This window comes from Sphingomonas montana (assembly GCF_001956315.1).
Classification (GTDB): Bacteria; Pseudomonadota; Alphaproteobacteria; order Sphingomonadales; family Sphingomonadaceae; genus Sphingomonas_R; species Sphingomonas_R montana.
The window spans coordinates 249086-266168 of sequence record NZ_MOLY01000046.1 but is presented as its reverse complement, the minus strand read 5'-3'; the positions used below and the strand labels follow the sequence as shown (position 1 = coordinate 266168).

The 17083-nt window shown below is 67.6% G+C and carries 16 protein-coding genes; 6 read left to right on the top strand and 10 right to left on the bottom strand.

Annotation, left to right across the window (positions count from 1 at the left end; genetic code table 11):
- Positions 1 to 124: 124 nt before the first annotated feature.
- The 6 genes from gatB to gatC are packed head-to-tail and all read right to left on the bottom strand — an operon-like array spanning position 125 to position 4537.
- Positions 125 to 1603, bottom strand: coding sequence for an Asp-tRNA(Asn)/Glu-tRNA(Gln) amidotransferase subunit GatB (gatB, locus tag BKY59_RS16310; protein WP_076073187.1), 1479 nt, complete (start codon positions 1601 to 1603; stop codon positions 125 to 127).
- Positions 1596 to 2015, bottom strand: a complete 420-nt coding sequence (locus BKY59_RS16305; RefSeq protein ID WP_076073186.1) for a type II toxin-antitoxin system VapC family toxin — start codon at positions 2013 to 2015, stop codon at positions 1596 to 1598. Before BKY59_RS16305 ends, gatB begins: the two co-directional genes overlap by 8 nt.
- Positions 2012 to 2314, bottom strand: a complete 303-nt coding sequence (locus BKY59_RS16300; RefSeq protein ID WP_076073185.1) for an AbrB/MazE/SpoVT family DNA-binding domain-containing protein — start codon at positions 2312 to 2314, stop codon at positions 2012 to 2014. Before BKY59_RS16300 ends, BKY59_RS16305 begins: the two co-directional genes overlap by 4 nt.
- A gap of 50 nt (positions 2315 to 2364) precedes the next feature.
- Positions 2365 to 2778 carry a hypothetical protein gene (locus tag BKY59_RS16295; protein ID WP_206362096.1) on the bottom strand — a complete coding sequence of 138 codons (414 nt, stop codon included), beginning with the start codon at positions 2776 to 2778 and terminating at the stop codon, positions 2365 to 2367.
- A complete protein-coding gene (gatA, locus tag BKY59_RS16290) occupies positions 2772 to 4250 on the bottom strand; it encodes an Asp-tRNA(Asn)/Glu-tRNA(Gln) amidotransferase subunit GatA (RefSeq protein WP_076073338.1) in 1479 nt (492 codons plus the stop codon). Before gatA ends, BKY59_RS16295 begins: the two co-directional genes overlap by 7 nt.
- The gene (gene gatC, locus BKY59_RS16285; RefSeq protein WP_076073184.1) at positions 4250 to 4537 is read right to left on the bottom strand and encodes an Asp-tRNA(Asn)/Glu-tRNA(Gln) amidotransferase subunit GatC; all 288 of its coding nucleotides are present in this window, start codon (positions 4535 to 4537) and stop codon (positions 4250 to 4252) included. The genes gatA and gatC overlap by 1 nt, the downstream gene beginning before the upstream one ends.
- A 109-nt stretch (positions 4538 to 4646) precedes the next feature.
- Here gatC and BKY59_RS16280 point away from each other — a divergent pair, with 109 nt between their 5' ends.
- Genes BKY59_RS16280 through BKY59_RS16265 form a run of 4 tightly spaced genes read left to right on the top strand, consistent with a single transcriptional unit; the run spans position 4647 to position 8526 of the window.
- Positions 4647 to 5756 (top strand): DUF3089 domain-containing protein, encoded by a 1110-nt coding sequence (locus BKY59_RS16280; protein WP_076073183.1) that lies wholly within the window; start codon positions 4647 to 4649, stop codon positions 5754 to 5756.
- Positions 5753 to 6256, top strand: coding sequence for a Holliday junction resolvase RuvX (gene ruvX, locus BKY59_RS16275; RefSeq protein WP_076073182.1), 504 nt, complete (start codon positions 5753 to 5755; stop codon positions 6254 to 6256). The genes BKY59_RS16280 and ruvX overlap by 4 nt, the downstream gene beginning before the upstream one ends.
- A 33-nt stretch (positions 6257 to 6289) precedes the next feature.
- On the top strand, positions 6290 to 7306 hold the full coding sequence (locus BKY59_RS16270; protein ID WP_076073181.1) for an aspartate carbamoyltransferase catalytic subunit: 1017 nt from the start codon (positions 6290 to 6292) through the stop codon (positions 7304 to 7306).
- On the top strand, positions 7303 to 8526 hold the full coding sequence (locus tag BKY59_RS16265; protein WP_076073180.1) for a dihydroorotase: 1224 nt from the start codon (positions 7303 to 7305) through the stop codon (positions 8524 to 8526). Before BKY59_RS16270 ends, BKY59_RS16265 begins: the two co-directional genes overlap by 4 nt.
- 84 nt (positions 8527 to 8610) lie before the next feature.
- Here BKY59_RS16265 and BKY59_RS16260 read toward each other — a convergent pair whose 3' ends face one another.
- Complete coding sequence (locus BKY59_RS16260) at positions 8611 to 10014, bottom strand: SPOR domain-containing protein (RefSeq protein ID WP_076073179.1); 1404 nt, start codon at positions 10012 to 10014, stop codon at positions 8611 to 8613.
- A 284-nt stretch (positions 10015 to 10298) separates the two neighbouring features.
- Between BKY59_RS16260 and BKY59_RS16255 the strand changes: the two genes are divergently transcribed.
- Positions 10299 to 11324 (top strand): SPOR domain-containing protein, encoded by a 1026-nt coding sequence (locus tag BKY59_RS16255; protein WP_076073178.1) that lies wholly within the window; start codon positions 10299 to 10301, stop codon positions 11322 to 11324.
- A 19-nt stretch (positions 11325 to 11343) separates the two neighbouring features.
- On the opposite strand, the gene BKY59_RS16250 is transcribed toward BKY59_RS16255, so the two are convergent.
- Positions 11344 to 12063, bottom strand: coding sequence for a prepilin peptidase (locus BKY59_RS16250; RefSeq protein ID WP_240500153.1), 720 nt, complete (start codon positions 12061 to 12063; stop codon positions 11344 to 11346).
- A gap of 378 nt (positions 12064 to 12441) precedes the next feature.
- Here BKY59_RS16250 and BKY59_RS16245 point away from each other — a divergent pair, with 378 nt between their 5' ends.
- Positions 12442 to 15741, top strand: coding sequence for a TonB-dependent receptor (locus tag BKY59_RS16245; protein WP_076073177.1), 3300 nt, complete (start codon positions 12442 to 12444; stop codon positions 15739 to 15741).
- A 213-nt stretch (positions 15742 to 15954) separates the two neighbouring features.
- Here BKY59_RS16245 and BKY59_RS16240 read toward each other — a convergent pair whose 3' ends face one another.
- Positions 15955 to 16176, bottom strand: coding sequence for a hypothetical protein (locus BKY59_RS16240; protein ID WP_129586439.1), 222 nt, complete (start codon positions 16174 to 16176; stop codon positions 15955 to 15957).
- Positions 16177 to 16222: 46 nt separating this feature from the next.
- Positions 16223 to 17074, bottom strand: coding sequence for a hypothetical protein (locus BKY59_RS16235; protein ID WP_076073175.1), 852 nt, complete (start codon positions 17072 to 17074; stop codon positions 16223 to 16225).
- Positions 17075 to 17083 lie beyond the last annotated feature (9 nt).

The window sequence follows — 17083 nt, the reverse complement described above, 5'->3', positions numbered from 1 at the left end:
TTCCGCTTCAGCCCATCGTCATCCCGGACTTGATCCGGGATCCACGGCACCAGGCGCAGCGCTTAAAACTCTGGATCCCGGATCAAGTCCGGGATGACGAACCTTCTTAGAAAAGCGTCCGAACCTACCCCAGCATGGTCTTCAGCACATCGTTCACGACGCCGGGGTTCGCCTTGCCGCCCATCGCCTTCATCGTCTGGCCGACGAAGAACCCGAACAGCTTGTCCTTGCCGCCACGGTAGTCCGCCACCTTGTCCGCATTGGCCGCCATGATCCCGGCGACCACCGCCTCGATCGCGCCGGTGTCGCTCGTCTGCTTCAGCCCGCGCGCCTCGACGATCGCGCCGGCATCCTCGCCGGTCTCCAGCATGATCTCGAACACCTGCTTGGCCAGCGACCCGGACAATGTCCCGTCCGCGACCAGCGACAGCAGCTCGCCGCCCTGCCGTGGCGATACCGGGCTGTCCGCAATATCACGCCCCAGCCGGTTGAGCGCCCCGAACAGGTCGGAGATCAGCCAGTTCGACGCCGGCTTCGCGATTGCCTCGAACGACTTCGGGCTCGCCGCGACCAGCGCCTCGAACCACCGCGCGGTCTCGACATCGGCCGTGATCACCGCGGCGTTGTACACCGGCACCCCGGCCGCGACATAACGCGCGCGCTTCGCATCGGGCAGTTCGGGCAGGCTCGCCTTGCATTCCGAGAGGAACTCTTCGCTCAGCTCCAGCGGCAAAAGGTCCGGGTCGGGGAAGTAGCGATAGTCGTGCGCATCCTCCTTCGACCGCATCGACCGGGTGACGCCGCGGTCCGGATCGAACAGCCGGGTCTCCTGCACCACGGTCCCGCCCTCCTCGATCAGCGCCACCTGGCGGCGCGCCTCATGCTCGATCGCGGCCATCACGAAGCGTACCGAATTGACGTTCTTCGTCTCGGTCCGCGTGCCCAGCCCCTCGCCCGGCCGGCGCACCGACACGTTCACGTCGGCGCGCATCGATCCCTGGTCCATGTTTCCGTCGCACGACCCGACATAGCGCAGGATCGAGCGCAGCTTCTTCACATACGCCCCGGCTTCCTCGGGCGACGTCATGTCCGGCTTCGACACGATCTCCATCAGCGCCACGCCCGACCGGTTCAGGTCGACATAGGACTGCGTCGGATGCTGGTCGTGGATCAGCTTGCCGGCGTCCTGCTCGATATGGATCCGCTCGATCCCGATCTGCTTCGGTGCTGCATCGGCCGGCTCGATCTCCAGGACGCCCTCACCCACGATCGGATGGTAGAGCTGGCTGATCTGGTACCCCTGCGGCAGATCGGCGTAGAAATAGTTCTTGCGATCGAACTGCGACCGGCGATTGATCTGCGCGCCAAGCGCCATGCCGGTCCGCACCGCCTGCCGCACGCATTCCGCGTTCAGCGTCGGCAGCATCCCCGGCATCGCCGCATCGACCAGCGAGACGTTGGCGTTCGGCTCCGATCCGAACGCGGTCGACGCGCCGGAAAACAGCTTGGCCTGCGACGTGATCTGGGCGTGGACCTCCAGCCCGATCACGACCTCCCAATCGCCGGTGGCACCCTTGACGGTGTAGGGGGATGCGTCAGTCATGCTCGTCCTCGGGTGTTATCAGGGTGAGTTCGGGAAAATAGGTCCGGTAGATGCTGGCGTCGCGCGTCAGCAAGGGCACGCTCTGCGTAATCGCATGGGCGCCGATGAAAAAGTCCGGCAATGGCCGTGGCGGCGCGCCCGCCGGCCGTTGTTTCCTGTAGGCCGCAAAACGCCGGCCTGCCATATGCGCCGTCTCGGCATCGATCGGTGCGATATCCAGCGAAAGCGCCTTGATGGGTGCCATAAGATCCGCCAGCGATGGATAATTACGGCTGAGTTCGGCGACGATGATTGCATCGATCATCACCGGTCCCGCCTCGGTCGCCGCCTGCAACCGCCCGGCCGACCAGAGACACCAATCGAGATCGTCTTGAAAGATATCAATGAGGATGTTCGTATCGACGAACGTCATTCGGGGTCCAGCCTGTGCGGCCGGATAAAGTCCATATATTCGTCTGTTGTCGCGAACCCGGTGTCGATCGTGCCACGGAGCCTGGCGATGGCAGCACCAATCCGCGCACTTCGCTGTTCTGCGCTTTCCACCCCTCTTTCGGGCAGGATCACAGCCTCGCCTCGGTCGTTAATACCAACGGATACAGGTTGCCCCGGCACGAGGCCCAGCGCGTCACGCACTTCTTTCGGGATCAGCACCTGCCCCTTGCTGGTCATGTTGACCTGCGTGACGGTCCGCACATCATTCTGCATATTCATGGCAATTTCCAGTGTTACCGACGGTAACACATACCGTGCACCCCGACAAACTATCCCCACCGGTGGTGCAGCCACACGATCAGCGTCAGCATCGCGTTGCTGCCGAGCAGCGCCACCACCCAGCACAGCGTCAGGATCCGCAGCACCACGACCTCGAACCCGACCTCACGCCCCAGTTCGTGCGCGAAGACTGCGGCGACCAGCCCTCCGCCCAGGAAGAATGCGCTCAGCGCCCATTCGCGGCGCATCATCATCACGTTGCTGACGCACAGCCCCAGGATGAACACCGCGATCAGGATGAAGAACCCAGCCAGCCGGACATGGTCGAACGGCCGATTGTCGATATCCGCCAGTGAATTGCCGACATAGGCGGACAGGATCGCCCCGAACGCCACGTTCAGCGCATTCTGCGCCTCGCGCAGCGTCTCGGCGTTGCGCCTTCGAAACCTGGCGTCGCCTACCACCAGGCCCCCGGCCGCGCCGTGAAGCCCGCGCGCTCCTCGATCGCCAGCCCGGCGTTCAGCACGCCCTGCTCGTCCAGCGGCCTGCCGATGATCTGCAACCCGAGCGGCAGTCCGGCGGCATCCAGCCCGCCCGGCACCGACATCGCTGGCAACCCCGCCAGCGACGACGGCACGGTGAAGACGTCGTTCAGGTACATCGCCAGCGGATCGTCCGACTTCTCGCCCAGCGCGAACGCGGCGGACGGTGCGGTCGGGGTCAGCAGCAGATCGCACGCGCCCCAGGCCCGCTCGAAATCACGCGCGATCAGCGTCCGCACCTTTTGCGCCTGCGTATAATACGCATCGTAATAGCCCGCCGACAGCACGTAGGTGCCGATCAGGATGCGACGCTTCACCTCCGGTCCGAACCCCGCGGCCCGCGTCGCGGCATACATTTCCTGCAGGTTCGCACCCTCGGGCAACTCACGTTCGCCGTACCGCACGCCGTCATAGCGGGCGAGGTTGGAAGACGCTTCGGCGGGCGCGATGATGTAGTAGGTCGGCAGCGCGTATTTCGTATGCGGCAGCGAGACGTCGCCTATCTCCGCCCCCGCATCGCGGAGATAGGCGATGCCCTGTTCCCACAACGCATCGATCGCGGCCGGCATCCCGTCGACACGGTACTCCTTCGGCACGCCGATCCGCTTGCCGCGAAGATCACCGGACAATGCCGCCTCCCACTTGGGCACGGGCAGGTCGAGCGAAGTTGAATCCTTCGGATCGAACCCGGCCATCTGTTCCAGGAACGCGGCGCAATCGCGGACCGATCGCGCCATCGGCCCGGCCTGGTCGAGCGACGACGCAAACGCCACCACGCCCCAGCGCGAACAGCGGCCATAGGTAGGCTTGATGCCCGAAATCCCCACGAACGCCGCCGGCTGGCGGATCGAACCACCCGTATCTGTGCCCGTCGCACCCGGTGCCATCCGCGCCGCGACCGCGGACGAAGATCCGCCCGACGATCCGCCCGGCGCCATCGCCACATCGCTGCCCGCCCGCCGCCACGGCGACACGACATTGCCGTACGCGCTCGTCTCGTTCGACGATCCCATCGCGAACTGGTCGAGGTTCAGCTTGCCGAGCATCCCCGCGCCCGCCGCGAACAGCTTCGACGTGATCGTCGACTCATATTCGGGCACGAACCCGTCAAGGATGTGGCTCGCCGCGGTCGTCTGCACGCCCTTGGTGCAGAACAGATCCTTGATGCCCAGCGGAACGCCCGACAACGGCTTCAGCGTGCCCGCCACACGGTCCGCATCAGCCGCATCCGCCGCCGCCAGCGCATGCTCCGGCGTCTCGACGATCCACGCGTTCAGCGCCTTGCCGGCACTTACCGCGGTGGAGAATGCCGTCGCCACCTCACGCGCGGAGAAGTCGCCCGCGGCGAACCCGTCGCGCAGCTCCACGATTCCCAGGTCGGTCAGGTCCGTCATCATTCGATCACCTTGGGAACCGCGAAGAAGCCATGTTCGGCCTGCGGTGCGTTGGCCAGCACGGCGTCGCGGATGCCGCCATCGGTGACCACGTCGTCGCGCAGCCGCAGATGGTTCGGGATCACCGCGGCAAGCGGCTCGACGCCGGTCACGTCGACCTCGCCCAGCTGCTCGATCCAGCCGAGGATATTGTTGAGTTCGGGGACCATCGCGGCCGTCTCCTGTTCGGTGACGGCAATGCGCGCTAGCCCGGCGATCTTGCGGACGGTGGTGGCATCGATTGACATGGCCGTCCGGCTATCACCGCGACCGCATAGCTTCAAGGCCGCTGTCCCGTGGCGCACGCGCAATGCGACTGCTAGGCACGGTCGCACCCCTCGGCCGGAGATCGCATCGGTGGTCCGCAAGTTCCTCTACGTCATCGCTGCGCTCATCACGCTGGTCATCGTCGCCGGCATCGGCTGGGCGCTGTTCCAGAAACAGCTGATGACCGCAGCACTTGTCCCGACCGTGCCGTTTACGCCGCAATCCGATGCCTCCGCGCCCGACTATGCGACGCCCGCCGCCTGGCTCTCGCGCCCCGGCTTTGCGAACGATCCATCGCGCTGGACCGCACCCGGCTACGACCTCGCCAAGTCCCCGAAGGCGCAGACCTTCTTCATCACCCCCACCACCGCGCTCGACCGCAGCCGCTGGAACGGTGACCTGACCGACGCCGCCGCCAACGGCCGGCTCAACCTGTTCGCCTCCAGCCAGGCGAGCGCCTTCAACGGCAGCACGCAGGTCTGGGCACCGCGCTACCGACAGGCGACGATCGGCGCGTTCCTGACGGACAAGGCCGACGCCACCCGCGCGCTCGACTTCGCCTATCGCGATGTCCTGCGCGCGTTCGACGCGTTCATGGCGCAGGTGCCGGCGGACGCCCCGATCATCCTCGCCGGACACAGCCAGGGCTCGCTCCACCTCACCCGCCTGCTGCACGACCGTGTCGCCGGCACCCTGCTCGCCCGCCGCATCGTCGCGGCCTATGTGGTCGGCTGGCCGGTGTCGGTCACCGCGGACCTCCCCGCGCTCGGCCTGCCCGCCTGCACCACTGCCACCGACAGCAGCTGCATCCTGTCGTGGCAGAGTTTCGCCGAACCGGCCGATCCGTCGCAGATCCTTTCGCTCTACGATCGGACCACCGGCTTCACCGGCCGCCCACGCCGCGGCACCGCGATGCTGTGCACGAACCCGCTGACCGGTACGCGCGACGGCACCGCCCCCGCCGCCGCAAACCGCGGCGCGCTGGTTCCCGACGCGGCGCTCGGCAGTGCCGATATCGTGGCCGGGCGCGTACCGGCCGCCTGCCGCCCGGAGGGGCTGCTCTCGGTCGGGACCGCACCCGAAGGGTTCGGTCGGTTCGTCCTGCCCGGCAACAACTATCATGTGTTCGACTACGCCATGTTCTGGGCCAACATCCGGGCCGACGTCGCGACCCGCCTGGCCCGGTTCCACCCGTCATGATCGCCACCACGGATCCGTTCGCCTTTCGCGATCACATCCCCCATGGCGGGCGGCTGGCCGGGCTGGACGTCGGCACCAAGACGATCGGCATCGCGATCTGCGATGCCATGTGGAACATCGCCAGCCCGGCCGAAACCATCCGCCGCACGAAATTCGCGGTCGACCTCGCGCTGCTGAAGGCGGTCTTGGCCAAACAGAACGCCAAGGGCCTCGTCATCGGCCTGCCGCTCAGTCTCGACGGCACCGACTCGCCGCGCACCCAGTCGGTCCGCGCCTTCACCCGCAATCTCGACGGGCTCGACCTGCCGATCCTGCTGTGGGACGAACGCTGGTCGACTGCCGCGGTTACCCGCACGCTGATCGCCGCCGACGCCAGCCGTGCCCGCCGCCGCGAACTGGTCGACAAGCTCGCCGCCAGCTACATCCTGCAAGGCGCGATCGACCGGCTGACAACCATGGTGCGCCTCGACCCAATCGACGGGGACACCGGGACGGCTTGAGCCACCCGCCCCGCCGGGCTACACCGCCCGCCGATGGAACAGCCGCCCGCCGCCCGCCGATCGGCCCCACCCCCGCGCGCCGGCAATCCCCCCCCTGGCAATCCGATATTCCCGCACCGCCATCTGACCGGCATTGCGGGGCTGCAACCGCATGAGATCACCTTCCTGCTGGACGAGGCCGAACATTGGATCGCCCTTAACCGCGGGGCCGCGTCCAAGCATGACGGCCGCCTCGCCGGCCTGACCCAGATCAACGCCTTCTTCGAAAACAGCACACGCACGCTCCTGTCGTTCGAAATCGCCGGCAAGCGGCTCGGCGCGGACGTCGTCAACATGCATGCCGCCACGTCCAGCACGAAGAAGGGCGAGACGCTGATCGACACCGCGGTCACGCTGAACGCGATGCGCGCCGACGTCATCGTCATCCGCCACGATGCGTCGGGCGCGGTCCAGCTGATCGCCGACAAGGTCGACTGCCCCGTCCTGAACGCAGGCGATGGGCAGCACGAGCACCCGACCCAGGGCCTGCTCGATGCGCTCACCATCCGCCGCCGTCGCGGCAGCATCGCGGGGCAGGTCGTGGCGATCTGCGGCGACGTGCTGCACAGCCGGGTCGCGCGCTCCAACATCCTGGCGCTCACCGCGCTCGGTGCCGACGTCCGCGTCGTCGGGCCGCCCACGCTGCTGCCACCCGCGATCGAACGGATGAACGTGCGCCCCTATACCGATTTCGACGCGGGCCTCGCCGGGGCCGACGTGGTCATGATGCTCCGCCTGCAACGCGAGCGGATGGCCGGCGGCTTCGTCCCCTCCCCGCGCGAATATCACGCGCTCTACGGCCTGACACCGGAACGGCTCAAACGTGCCAAGCCCGATGCGCTCGTCATGCATCCCGGCCCGATGAACCGCGGCATCGAGATCGCGTCCAGCGTGGCCGACGATCTTAACCGGTCCGCCATCACGGAACAGGTCGAAATGGGCGTCGCCGTCCGGATGGCCTGCCTCGACGTTCTTACCCGCGGTCGCCGCGGGATCGCGGACTGGGCATGACCGTCCTGGCCATCCTGAACGGTCGTGTGGTCGATCCCGTCGCGGGGTCTGTCATCCCCGGCGGCGTCCTGATCCGCGATGGCCGCATCGCGGAGGTCGGCATGATCGACATGCCGCCCGGTGCCGAAACGCTGGATGCACGCGGCAGCCTGATCGCGCCCGGCATCGTCGACATCGGCTGCTTCGCCATTGACATGCCGGCGTTCGCGGCCGGCGGCATCACCCGCATCGCCCTGATGCCCGACCAGTCGCCCCCGATCGACGACGGCGCGCTGGTCCAGCGCGCACTCGCCGCCGGCAAACCGGCATTGTGGGTGCATCCCATCGCCGCCGCCACCCATGCGCTGGCCGGCACCGACCTTGCCGAAATCGGGCTGATGGCGGCGGCTGGTGCGGTCGCGGTTTCCACCGGACGCGCGCGGATCGCGGATGCGCGCGTAATGCACCGCGTCATGCGCTATGCGGCCGCACTCGGCCTCGTCACAATCGCCCATGCCGAGGACGAGGGCATGGTCCGCGGCACCGTCGCCACCGACGGCGAAACCGCGACCCGGCTCGGCCTCCCCTCCGCCCCCGCCATCGCGGAGGCGATGGCCGTCGCGCGCGACCTGATGCTGGCCGAGGCGACTGGTGCGCCCATCCATTTCCGGCAGCTGACGACCGCCGCGGCCTTCAATCTGGTCCGGGCGGCAAAGGCCCGCGGCCTGCCCGTTACCTGCGGCATCACACCGGCCCATCTGTACCTGTCCGATACGGAGATCGGCCCGTTCCGCACCTTCGCCCGGCTATCCCCCCCGCTGCGGTGCGAGGCGGATCGTCAGGCGGCGCGGCGCGCGGTCGCGGACGGTACGATCGACATGCTCTGTTCCGGCCATGATCCGCGCGGTTCGGAGGAGAAGCGACTGCCCTTCACCGAATCGGAACCGGGCATGGCGGGTGCAGAAACGCTGCTGACCCTCTCGCTCGGCCTCGTCCGCGACGGGCTGATCACGCTGCCCCGCCTGTTCGACCTGCTGTCCGCCGGCCCGGCGCGGCGTTTCGGCCTGCCCGGTGGATCGGTGGCCCCGGGGTCGGAAGCCGACCTGATCCTCGTTGACGAAAACGCCCCCTGGCAGATCCGCGGCGACCGGATGGCTGCGGTCGCCGGCAACACGCCCTTCGACGGCCTTCCCGTCCAGGGCCGCGTCCGCACCGTCATCAAGGGCGGCCGCGTCCTGTAGGATGCGCCGCAGAAGCGGCTTCGAAAGATGCCACGAAGCCGAACGGAGCCGAGGTCGATACCGCAAGCCGCTACGGGTCGCGCTCTAACGCGACGCCAGTCTCGTCGCGGCGACCTTGCGATCCGCCATCCGCACCGGCGCCTCGCCATCCGTGGTCCGGACGAAACATACGCCGCGCGCCGCGCGCACCTGCATGCACAGCGCCACCGCGTCGGCGCGACTGGCGAGCCCGCCGACGGCCAATCGCTGGAACAATGTCCCGCGCGTGCGGACGGTCGACGACAGCGGCACCATGCCCGCCACCGGATGCACCGTCCGGCTTACCTTGTCCCAGGCGTCCTCAATCGATCGGCCGCTGGAAAATGCGCCTAGCTGCACTGCCCACTGCCCGCGTTTCGGCGCCGGTGCGACATAGGCCGCCCGCATCAGCATCGCGGGTGGCGCAACCCGCCGGCGGACGCGCTCCGGCATGGCCGCCGGCTCGGGCTGCCGTTCCATCAGCAACGCCGGAGGCGTAGCTGGTGTCCTGGCCGCGGCCGTCGGCACGTCATCCTCCGCCCGCGCGATCAGCAGCGTTGCTTCCGGAACCTCGCCAGTCGCCATCGCCACTGCCGCAGGCGCCGGTTCGGGGGCGGCCCGTATCACCGCCCGCACCGGAACCGGGTCCGCTGCCGCAACCGCAACGGGTGCCGGTGCAGGCGTCGCGATCATCGGCACGGCCGGCACGACCGATGGCCCCCCCAGCGCCAACTGGGTCGGCATGCCCGCGTCGATCGCCGCAGGCGTCACGCCCAGGAACGCCGCGACGCGGTCGACGCGCGGTTGCGGCTTGGCAAGCGCTGCCCAGGCCCGCATGCGCGCATCCACCGCGTCCGCCGGCAGGTCCTGTGCGGCGACCGCGCGCGCCTCGTCCCACCGTCCGGCAAGGGCATAGGCAAGCGCCAGGTTCTGCCGCGTCTTGGGCGTCGCATCCGCCATTCGCGCCGCCGGTTCCAGCAGCGCGATCGCGCCGTCCCCGTCGCCGGCCAGCGCCAATGCAAGGCCGCGATCGGCGGCACCGATCCTGCCGTCCGCCGCCGCGATCGACGCGCGCGCCGCCGCCTGCCGATCCAGCGCCCCCTGCGCCAGCGCCATGCCAAGCAGCACCCGGCCATCGTCGGGTGCCACCGCCGCCGCATCGCGGAACGCATCGATGGCCGACGCGAACCGACCCGCCAGCAGATAGGACTGGCCCAGCTGCGCGCGATATCGCGCACTTCCCGGCTGCGACACAACCGCGCGCTCCGCCATCGCCACGGCCAGTGACCCGTTGCGATTCCGCATCGCGGTTTCGCCCATCGCCGCGAACTGCGCCGCCACCTTCCCCGCCGACGGCGCCCGCGACGATGCCGATGCGACGCGCGCCTCGCCGCCCGGCTTGCACCCGACCACCAGCAGCGTGGTGGCCAGCGCGCAGACGGCGACGTGGTTCAGAAACCGGGTATTCATGCGGATGCCTTCCAGCAGACAGGGGCGGCGGCGAGACGATATTGCCGGCGGGGCGCGGGCTTGTGCCGATCCACGGCCACGCCGGGTCCGTCGGCACCATCATGTCCTGACTTGACGTCGCGCACAGGTCCGTCCCCTTCGTTCCGCCGGAACATGCGCTGCGGAAGGCGAACAAAGCGTTAAGGACCGGCCGGCGGACATGCGGGCGGCCCGGACAAACGGGCTGTTAACCGCGCCCCTGCTATGCGAAACGCTTGGCCGTGCCGCTTATTCCGGGGAATCCGATGCATCCTGCCCGTCTTGCCGCGACGCTGATCGCCCTTTCCGCCGCCGCCGCGGTCGCGCAGGCGCCACGCGCACCCACGGCGCCCCCCGAACCGGTTCCGGCCGATCCGGTGGTCAAACGCGGGGTCGATCTGTGGCAGGACGGCAATTATCCGGGCGCGATCGCCGCATGGCGCGGTCCGGCCGAACGCGGCGATGCCGACGCCCAGTTCAACATGGCGCAAGCCTACAAGCTCGGCCGCGGTGTTCCAGCGGACCAGCGGATCGCGGAAAGCTGGTATCGCAAGGCCGCCGAACAGGGCCATGAACAGGCCGGCGGCTACCTTGGCCTCATCATGTTCCAGAATGGCGACCGTGTCGGCGCGCTCCCCTGGCTGTCCAAGGCGTCTGACCGCGGCGATCCCCGCGCGCAATATCTCTACGGCACAGCGCTGTTCAACGGGGAGAATGTCGCCAAGGACTGGCCGCGCGCCTATGCGATGATGACCGCGTCCGCCGCCGCCGGCCTGCCGCAGGCCACCGCCACGCTGCAGCAGATGAACCAGTTCATCCCGGCGGCCGAGCGCGCCCGCGGCCTCAAGCTGGCCGCCGGCATGCGCAAGTCCGCCCCGCCCGCCACCACGCGCGTCGCCACCGCATCGCGAACCGGGCGTCCGGCTCCAGCAGCACCGCGCCCAACTCCAAAACCGGTGCCGGTCCGCACCGCCGATCGCGCGCCCGCACCGGCCGCAAAGCCAACGGCACCGAAACCCGTCGCGCCAAAGGTCGCGGCAGCCAAGCCCGCGGCACCGGCCGCCGGTGGCCGCTGGCGCGTTCAGGTCGGCGCCTACGGCAACGAAGCGGCTGCGCGCACCGCATGGACCGCGTTGCGTGCGCGCTCGCCCGCCCTCGCGAACCTCGTGCCCACCTATCAGAAGGCCGGCGCGGTCGTCCGCCTGCAACTCGGGCCGATCGCGGATCGTGCCGCCGCCAACCGGATCTGCACGGCGTCGCGCGCACCGGCCTGCTTCCCCGTCGCGTCCTGATATCGGGGGTTGCGCGCCCTCACCGTCCGACCCACACCCAGCCGACGACCGCCCCCAGCGCCAGCAACGGCCCGAACGGCATCTGCGTCGCCGCCGAAATGCGCCGACGCGCCACCGCACCCGCCAGCACGACCAGCAACCCGGTGACGCTGGCGATCGTCAGCACCGTCGGCAGCATCTGCCACCCGACCCAGGCGCCCACCGCGCCGAACAATTTTGGGTCGCCCCCCCCCAGCCCGTCCCGGCCGCGCCACCGGCGATATATCAGCGCGACCGCGGCCAGCACCCCCCAGCCGGCCACCGCGCCGATGGCCCGGTCCGTCAGGTCCGGCCCGACGCCCCCCGCCGCAACCGCCAGACCACCCGCCAGCAACGGCAGCGTCAACCGGTCCGGCAGCCAATAATGGTCCAGGTCCAGCACGGTCAGCAGCAGCAGCGTCCACGCCAGCCCCATCCCGGCGATCGCGGCGGCCGGCGGCAGGGTCCAGGCCATCAGCACGGCCAGCCCGGCGGCAGCGGCCTCGACGGCGGGATGACGCGGATCGATCCGCGCACTGCACCGCCGGCACCGCCCGCGCAGTATCAGCCAGGACAGCAGCGGCACCAGTTCAGCGATTCGCAGGGTTCGTCCACATCCGTCGCAGGCCGAACGCCCCATGGCGGACGACCGCCCGACCGGCCAGCGCAGCGCGATCGTGGCAAGATGGCTACCCACGATCAGCCCGAAGAGCCCTGCCAACAGGAGGAAAGCCGACCCGGTGTGTTGCGCGAAAATCACAGCCTCGGATATTCGATAGTTGATCGTGGAACCAGACCGCCCGAGCCGCAACCCTGCTCTCATAGCGTAATATGTGACGCTGGAATGACAGCCCTGAAAAGTCCCGCTTTTCCGCCATTCCGAGACTTATATATCGCGTCGTATGACCGGCCTGCCGCGAATCACGCCGCGTTCACAAGCCTTGGTTACCCCATCGGACTCGGCTACCGGCCGTGTCGTTGCAGCGCCACATCGCGGCCCGCATCGCTCGGAACCTAAGGCCAAAGGGCCAAGGCGAACGGTGCCAGGGTCGAAGCCAGACTGGCAGATGTCGCGTACATGCTTGGGGATTGCACGCACATGAACAAGTTTCTGATCGGCTGCGCGGTCGTCGCGCTCGCATCGCCGGCGGCCTATGCGCAGGAAACCACGTCGATCATCCGCGGTTCCGTCACCGCGAATGGCGCGCCGGTTGCCGGTGCGACCGTCGTCGTCGCCAACCCGTCGACGGGCACCCGCTCGACGCTGACGACCGATGCGTCGGGCAGCTTCAACGCCAACGGCCTGCGCGTCGGCGGCCCGTTCAGCGTCGCTGTCAGCGCGCCGGGCTACACCGATGCCACCATCACCGACATCTTCACCATCGTCGGCCAGGCTTATGAGGTTCCGATCACCCTGACCGCGGCGAACAGCGCCGATGCGGGCGAAGAAGTCGTCATCACCGCCTCCGCGTCGAACGCCAGCAGCGTGTCGCAGGGCCCCAGCACGGTGCTCAGCCGGACCGAGATCGCTCAGGTCGCCTCGATCAACCGCGATATCCGCGATCTCGCCCGCCGCGATCCGTTCGCCTCGCTCGATCTCGCCAACAACCGTGCCGTGTCGTTCGCCGGTCAGAACCCGCGCTTCAACCGCTTCTCGGTCGACGGCGTCGCGGTTTCCGACAATTTCGGTCTGAACCCGGATGGTCTGCCAAGCCGTCGCGGCCCCGTGCCGCTCGACGCCATCGGCCAGTTCCAGGTCAAGATCGCGCCGTTCGACATTCGCGAAGGCAATTTCCAGGGCGGCGCCATCAACATCGTGCTGCGCTCCGGCACCAATGATTTCCAGGGCACCGGCTTCTACAGCCAGACCAACGACGAACTGAACGGCGACAAGACGATCGGCAACCGCCGGGTCGTCATCCCCAACTTCAAGTCCGAGGATTACGGCGTCCAGCTGTCCGGCCCGATCATCAAGGACAAGCTGTTCTTCATGGTTGCCGGTGAACGGATCCGTGCCGGCACGCCGATCTTCGAAGGTGCAAGCGACGGCGGCGCCGGCGTCGGCATCCCGAACCTCACCACCGCGCTGATCGATCAGGTCACCCAGATCGCACAGAGCCGCTACGGTTACGAAACCGGCGGCGTGCTCAGCAACTCGGACGATCGCGACGACCGTGTCGTCGCCAAGCTTGACGCGAACCTTTCGGATACGCAGCGCGCCTCGCTGACCTACACCTACACCAAGGACTCGATCCTGATCGGCCAGAACTCGTCGACCAGCACGGCGACGCCGTCGCTCGGTCTTCGGTCGAACGGCTATCGCGCCTCCAACCGCCTCCACTCCGGCATCGCGCAGCTGAACTCGGATTGGTCCGACACGTTCTCGACCGAAATCCGCGGCTTCTACAAGGACTATAAGCGCGGTCAGGACCCGATCCTGGGTCGTGGTTTCGGTCAGTTCCAGGTCTGCACCGCGCCGACCTCGGATCGCGGCACGGCGACCGGTTCGGCTTTGACGACTACGTCCCTGTCGACCGTCTGCCCGAACGGCGTGCCTACCGTCTCGTTCGGTCCGGACATCTCCCGCCAGTCGAACGCGCTGACCAGCAAGACCTACGGTTTCTCCGGTCTGGCGCGCCTGACGCTCAACGGTCACGAACTGAAGATCCTCGCGGAATATCAGGACAACGACACGTTCAACCAGTTCCTGCAGCGTTCGGCCGGCGACTATTACTTCGACTCGATCGCCGACTTCGCGGCCGGCAACGCACAGCGTCTGCGCTACCAGAACGCCACCACGCTCAACGAAAATGACGCCGCAGCACAGTTCGGGTACCAGACCTACACGTTCGGCATCCAGGACGACTGGCGCGTCAACGACATGCTGACCCTCACCTACGGTGCGCGCTACGATCTGTTTGGCGGCCACAGCGCTGCGAGGCAGAACCCGAACTTCCTGGCACGCTACGGGTTCGACAACACCAGCTTCATCAACGGTCGCGGTGTGTTCCAGCCACGCATCGGTTTCAACTTCAAGCCGGTGCAGCGCCTCTTGTTCCGCGGTGGCGTCGGCATCTTCGCCGGCGGCGCGCCGGACGTCTATATTTCGAACAGCTTCTCGAACACGGGCATCCTGACCAATTCGATCGACGTCCGTCAGAACAACAACTCCACCTCCTACACCGGCGCAACGCCGGCGCAGGGTTCGGCGATCCTGACCAACGTCAACGGCACTGCCATCGCCCCGGCTGCAGGTACGCTGCTGCAGAACGGGACGCTCGCCACGACCGCGACCACGAATGCGCTCGATCCGAACTTCAAGCTGCCGTCGCAGTGGCGTGCCACCCTGTCGACCGACTATTCAGCCGATCTTGGCCCGCTTGGTGACAAGTGGAACTTCGGCGTCGACTTCCTTTACTCGGCTGTGCGCAACCAGGTCGCGTTCCGCGACATCCGGTCGGTGCCGATCCCCGGCTCGCTCACCCCGGATGGTCGCCAGCGTTACCGGCGTATCGCGGAAGCCGGCCTGACCGACGCGCTCCTCGCTGCCGATACCAACCAGGACATCCTGTTGACGAACGTAAAGCGTGGCCGCAGCTACGTCGCCGTCGCCCGCTTCGAAAAATCGTTCGATCTCGGGCTCAGCTTTGGTGCAAGCTTCACGTATCAGGATGTAACCGACGAAGCCCCCGCCACCTCGTCGACGGCAGGCTCGAACTACAACAGCGGCGCCTTCAACGGGAGCAATCAGGCGACCTACGGCACGTCGAACGAAGAAACCAAATATCAGGTCAAATACAACGTCAGCTTTGTCCGAGCCTTCTTCGGCGACTTCAACACCTCGGCGACCCTGTTCGGCGAAACCCGGAGCGGTCGTCCCTTCAGCTACACGACGTTCGATCCCTCTCAGGGTCGCAGTGCGGTGTTCGGTGTCGTCGGCGTCGGTGGGCGAAACCTGCTCTACGTCCCGACGGTCGGCGGCGATCCGTTGGTACGATACGACAATGCGGCTACGCAGGCGCGCTTTGAAAACCTGATCACCACTAGCAAGCTCAATAAGTATCAGGGCAAGATCGCACCGCGTAACGCGTTCCGCTCGCCCTGGTTCACGAAGATCGATCTTCACGTCGAGCAGGAAGTTCCGGCATTCATCGGGACATCGCGCTTCTCGCTCTTCGCGGACATCGAGAACCTCGGCAACCTGCTGAACAACAAGTGGGGCTCGCTCCGCCAGTTCGGCTTCCCCTACACGGAGACCCCGATCCGGGTTGCCTGCGAGGCGGTTGGTGCCAACACCTGCGGTCGCTACGTCTACTCGTCGCCGAGCGAGCCGAGGGCCGCGTTGCTGCCCAACCTCTCGCTCTACTCGGTCCGGGTCGGCGCACGCTTCAGCTTCTAAGACCGGTCCCAAGCATCGAACGCCGGCAAGACATCGTCTTGCCGGCGTTCCTGTGTCTGGAAAGGCCGAACGCGATCCCGTCTATTGCGAGACGTCTCGAACTATCGGGAGAGTAGATGGTCGGCTGACTTGCCGCTTGGCGAAGCCCGCGGAAATCAGCCTGGCCGGCAACCGCCGTCAGCGTTGATGGGTCGCGACCACCGTCGCGCGCGCTCAGGCCTCGTCGTCGGCCGCGGCAAAAGGTAACGTTTTCGCGGAACGGACCACGATCGCGGTGGACAGCAGGATGCTCGAAACCAGCACACCGATGGAAAACAGTCCACCGCTGCTCACATCAAGCTGCAGCGTCAGCGAAACGCGCTTGCCCGCACGAAGCCGCAGCTTCGCACGGTGCCTGTCCGGCGCGGAGCGGGACTTTGCGATATCATTCTTCATGCGGACAAAAACGCCGAACGTCCCCACCGGTTCACATCCGAATCGCTCAGTGGATCGCGGCGAGCTGCTCGTTCCGACGCACCGCGACCGGCTGCCAATCCATCAGCGTGTCGAGCCCGACATATTCCAGCCGCGGTGACGCCGTGCGCGCCGCGGCCGCGGCCGGTGCAGCAACCTTCGTCGCGACGGCCGCCTGCGGGGCCGGTGCCGGGGTCGGCAAAGCCTGCGCCTGCATCGTCACGCCGGGCTGGCGTGCCTCCCATGCCGCCAGTTCGCGGCGGTATCCGTCATAGCTGCGATAGACGTCGGTAAACGGCGCCTCCAGCCGGGGCAGTGCGGCCTCCGCGAAGCTGGCGAACGTCGCCGGCTCCACGCTCCGCGATTCGGTCAGCAGCGCGGTCGCTGCGGCACAGAATCCCGGCTTGGCGGGCGGCAGCGCGAAGAAGTTATAGACCCGCGTCGAATGGGCGTCCTGCGCGGACTGCCATCCAGCACCGCCTGTGCGCCGAAACTGTGCCTGTACCCGCTCATACGCGGCGGCGAGCACAAGCTTCTGCCGCTTGAGCAACGCATTATAGTCGGCGGTAATCACCGCCTCATCCGGCCCGCGGCAGGACAGCACCGCGACGTTCAGCGCCGACCGGACATGCCAGGCGACCTGATCCGGCGTCAGCGCATAGTTGATCGTGCGATAGGTACCGGCCGCATCCCTGATCGGAACCGCCAGCCGCTCCGGAATACCGGCCGGCAGGACCGGGCGCGGCAGCGCGGCGACCGGCACTGGAGCGGGCAACGCGGCGACTGGCACGCCGCGCGTCGCACATCCGTCCAGCGCCAGAACCGATACGCCGGCAAATGCGGCCGCCGTCCATCGGCGCAGGCTGTTGCTGTTGGTCATCCGTCCGGC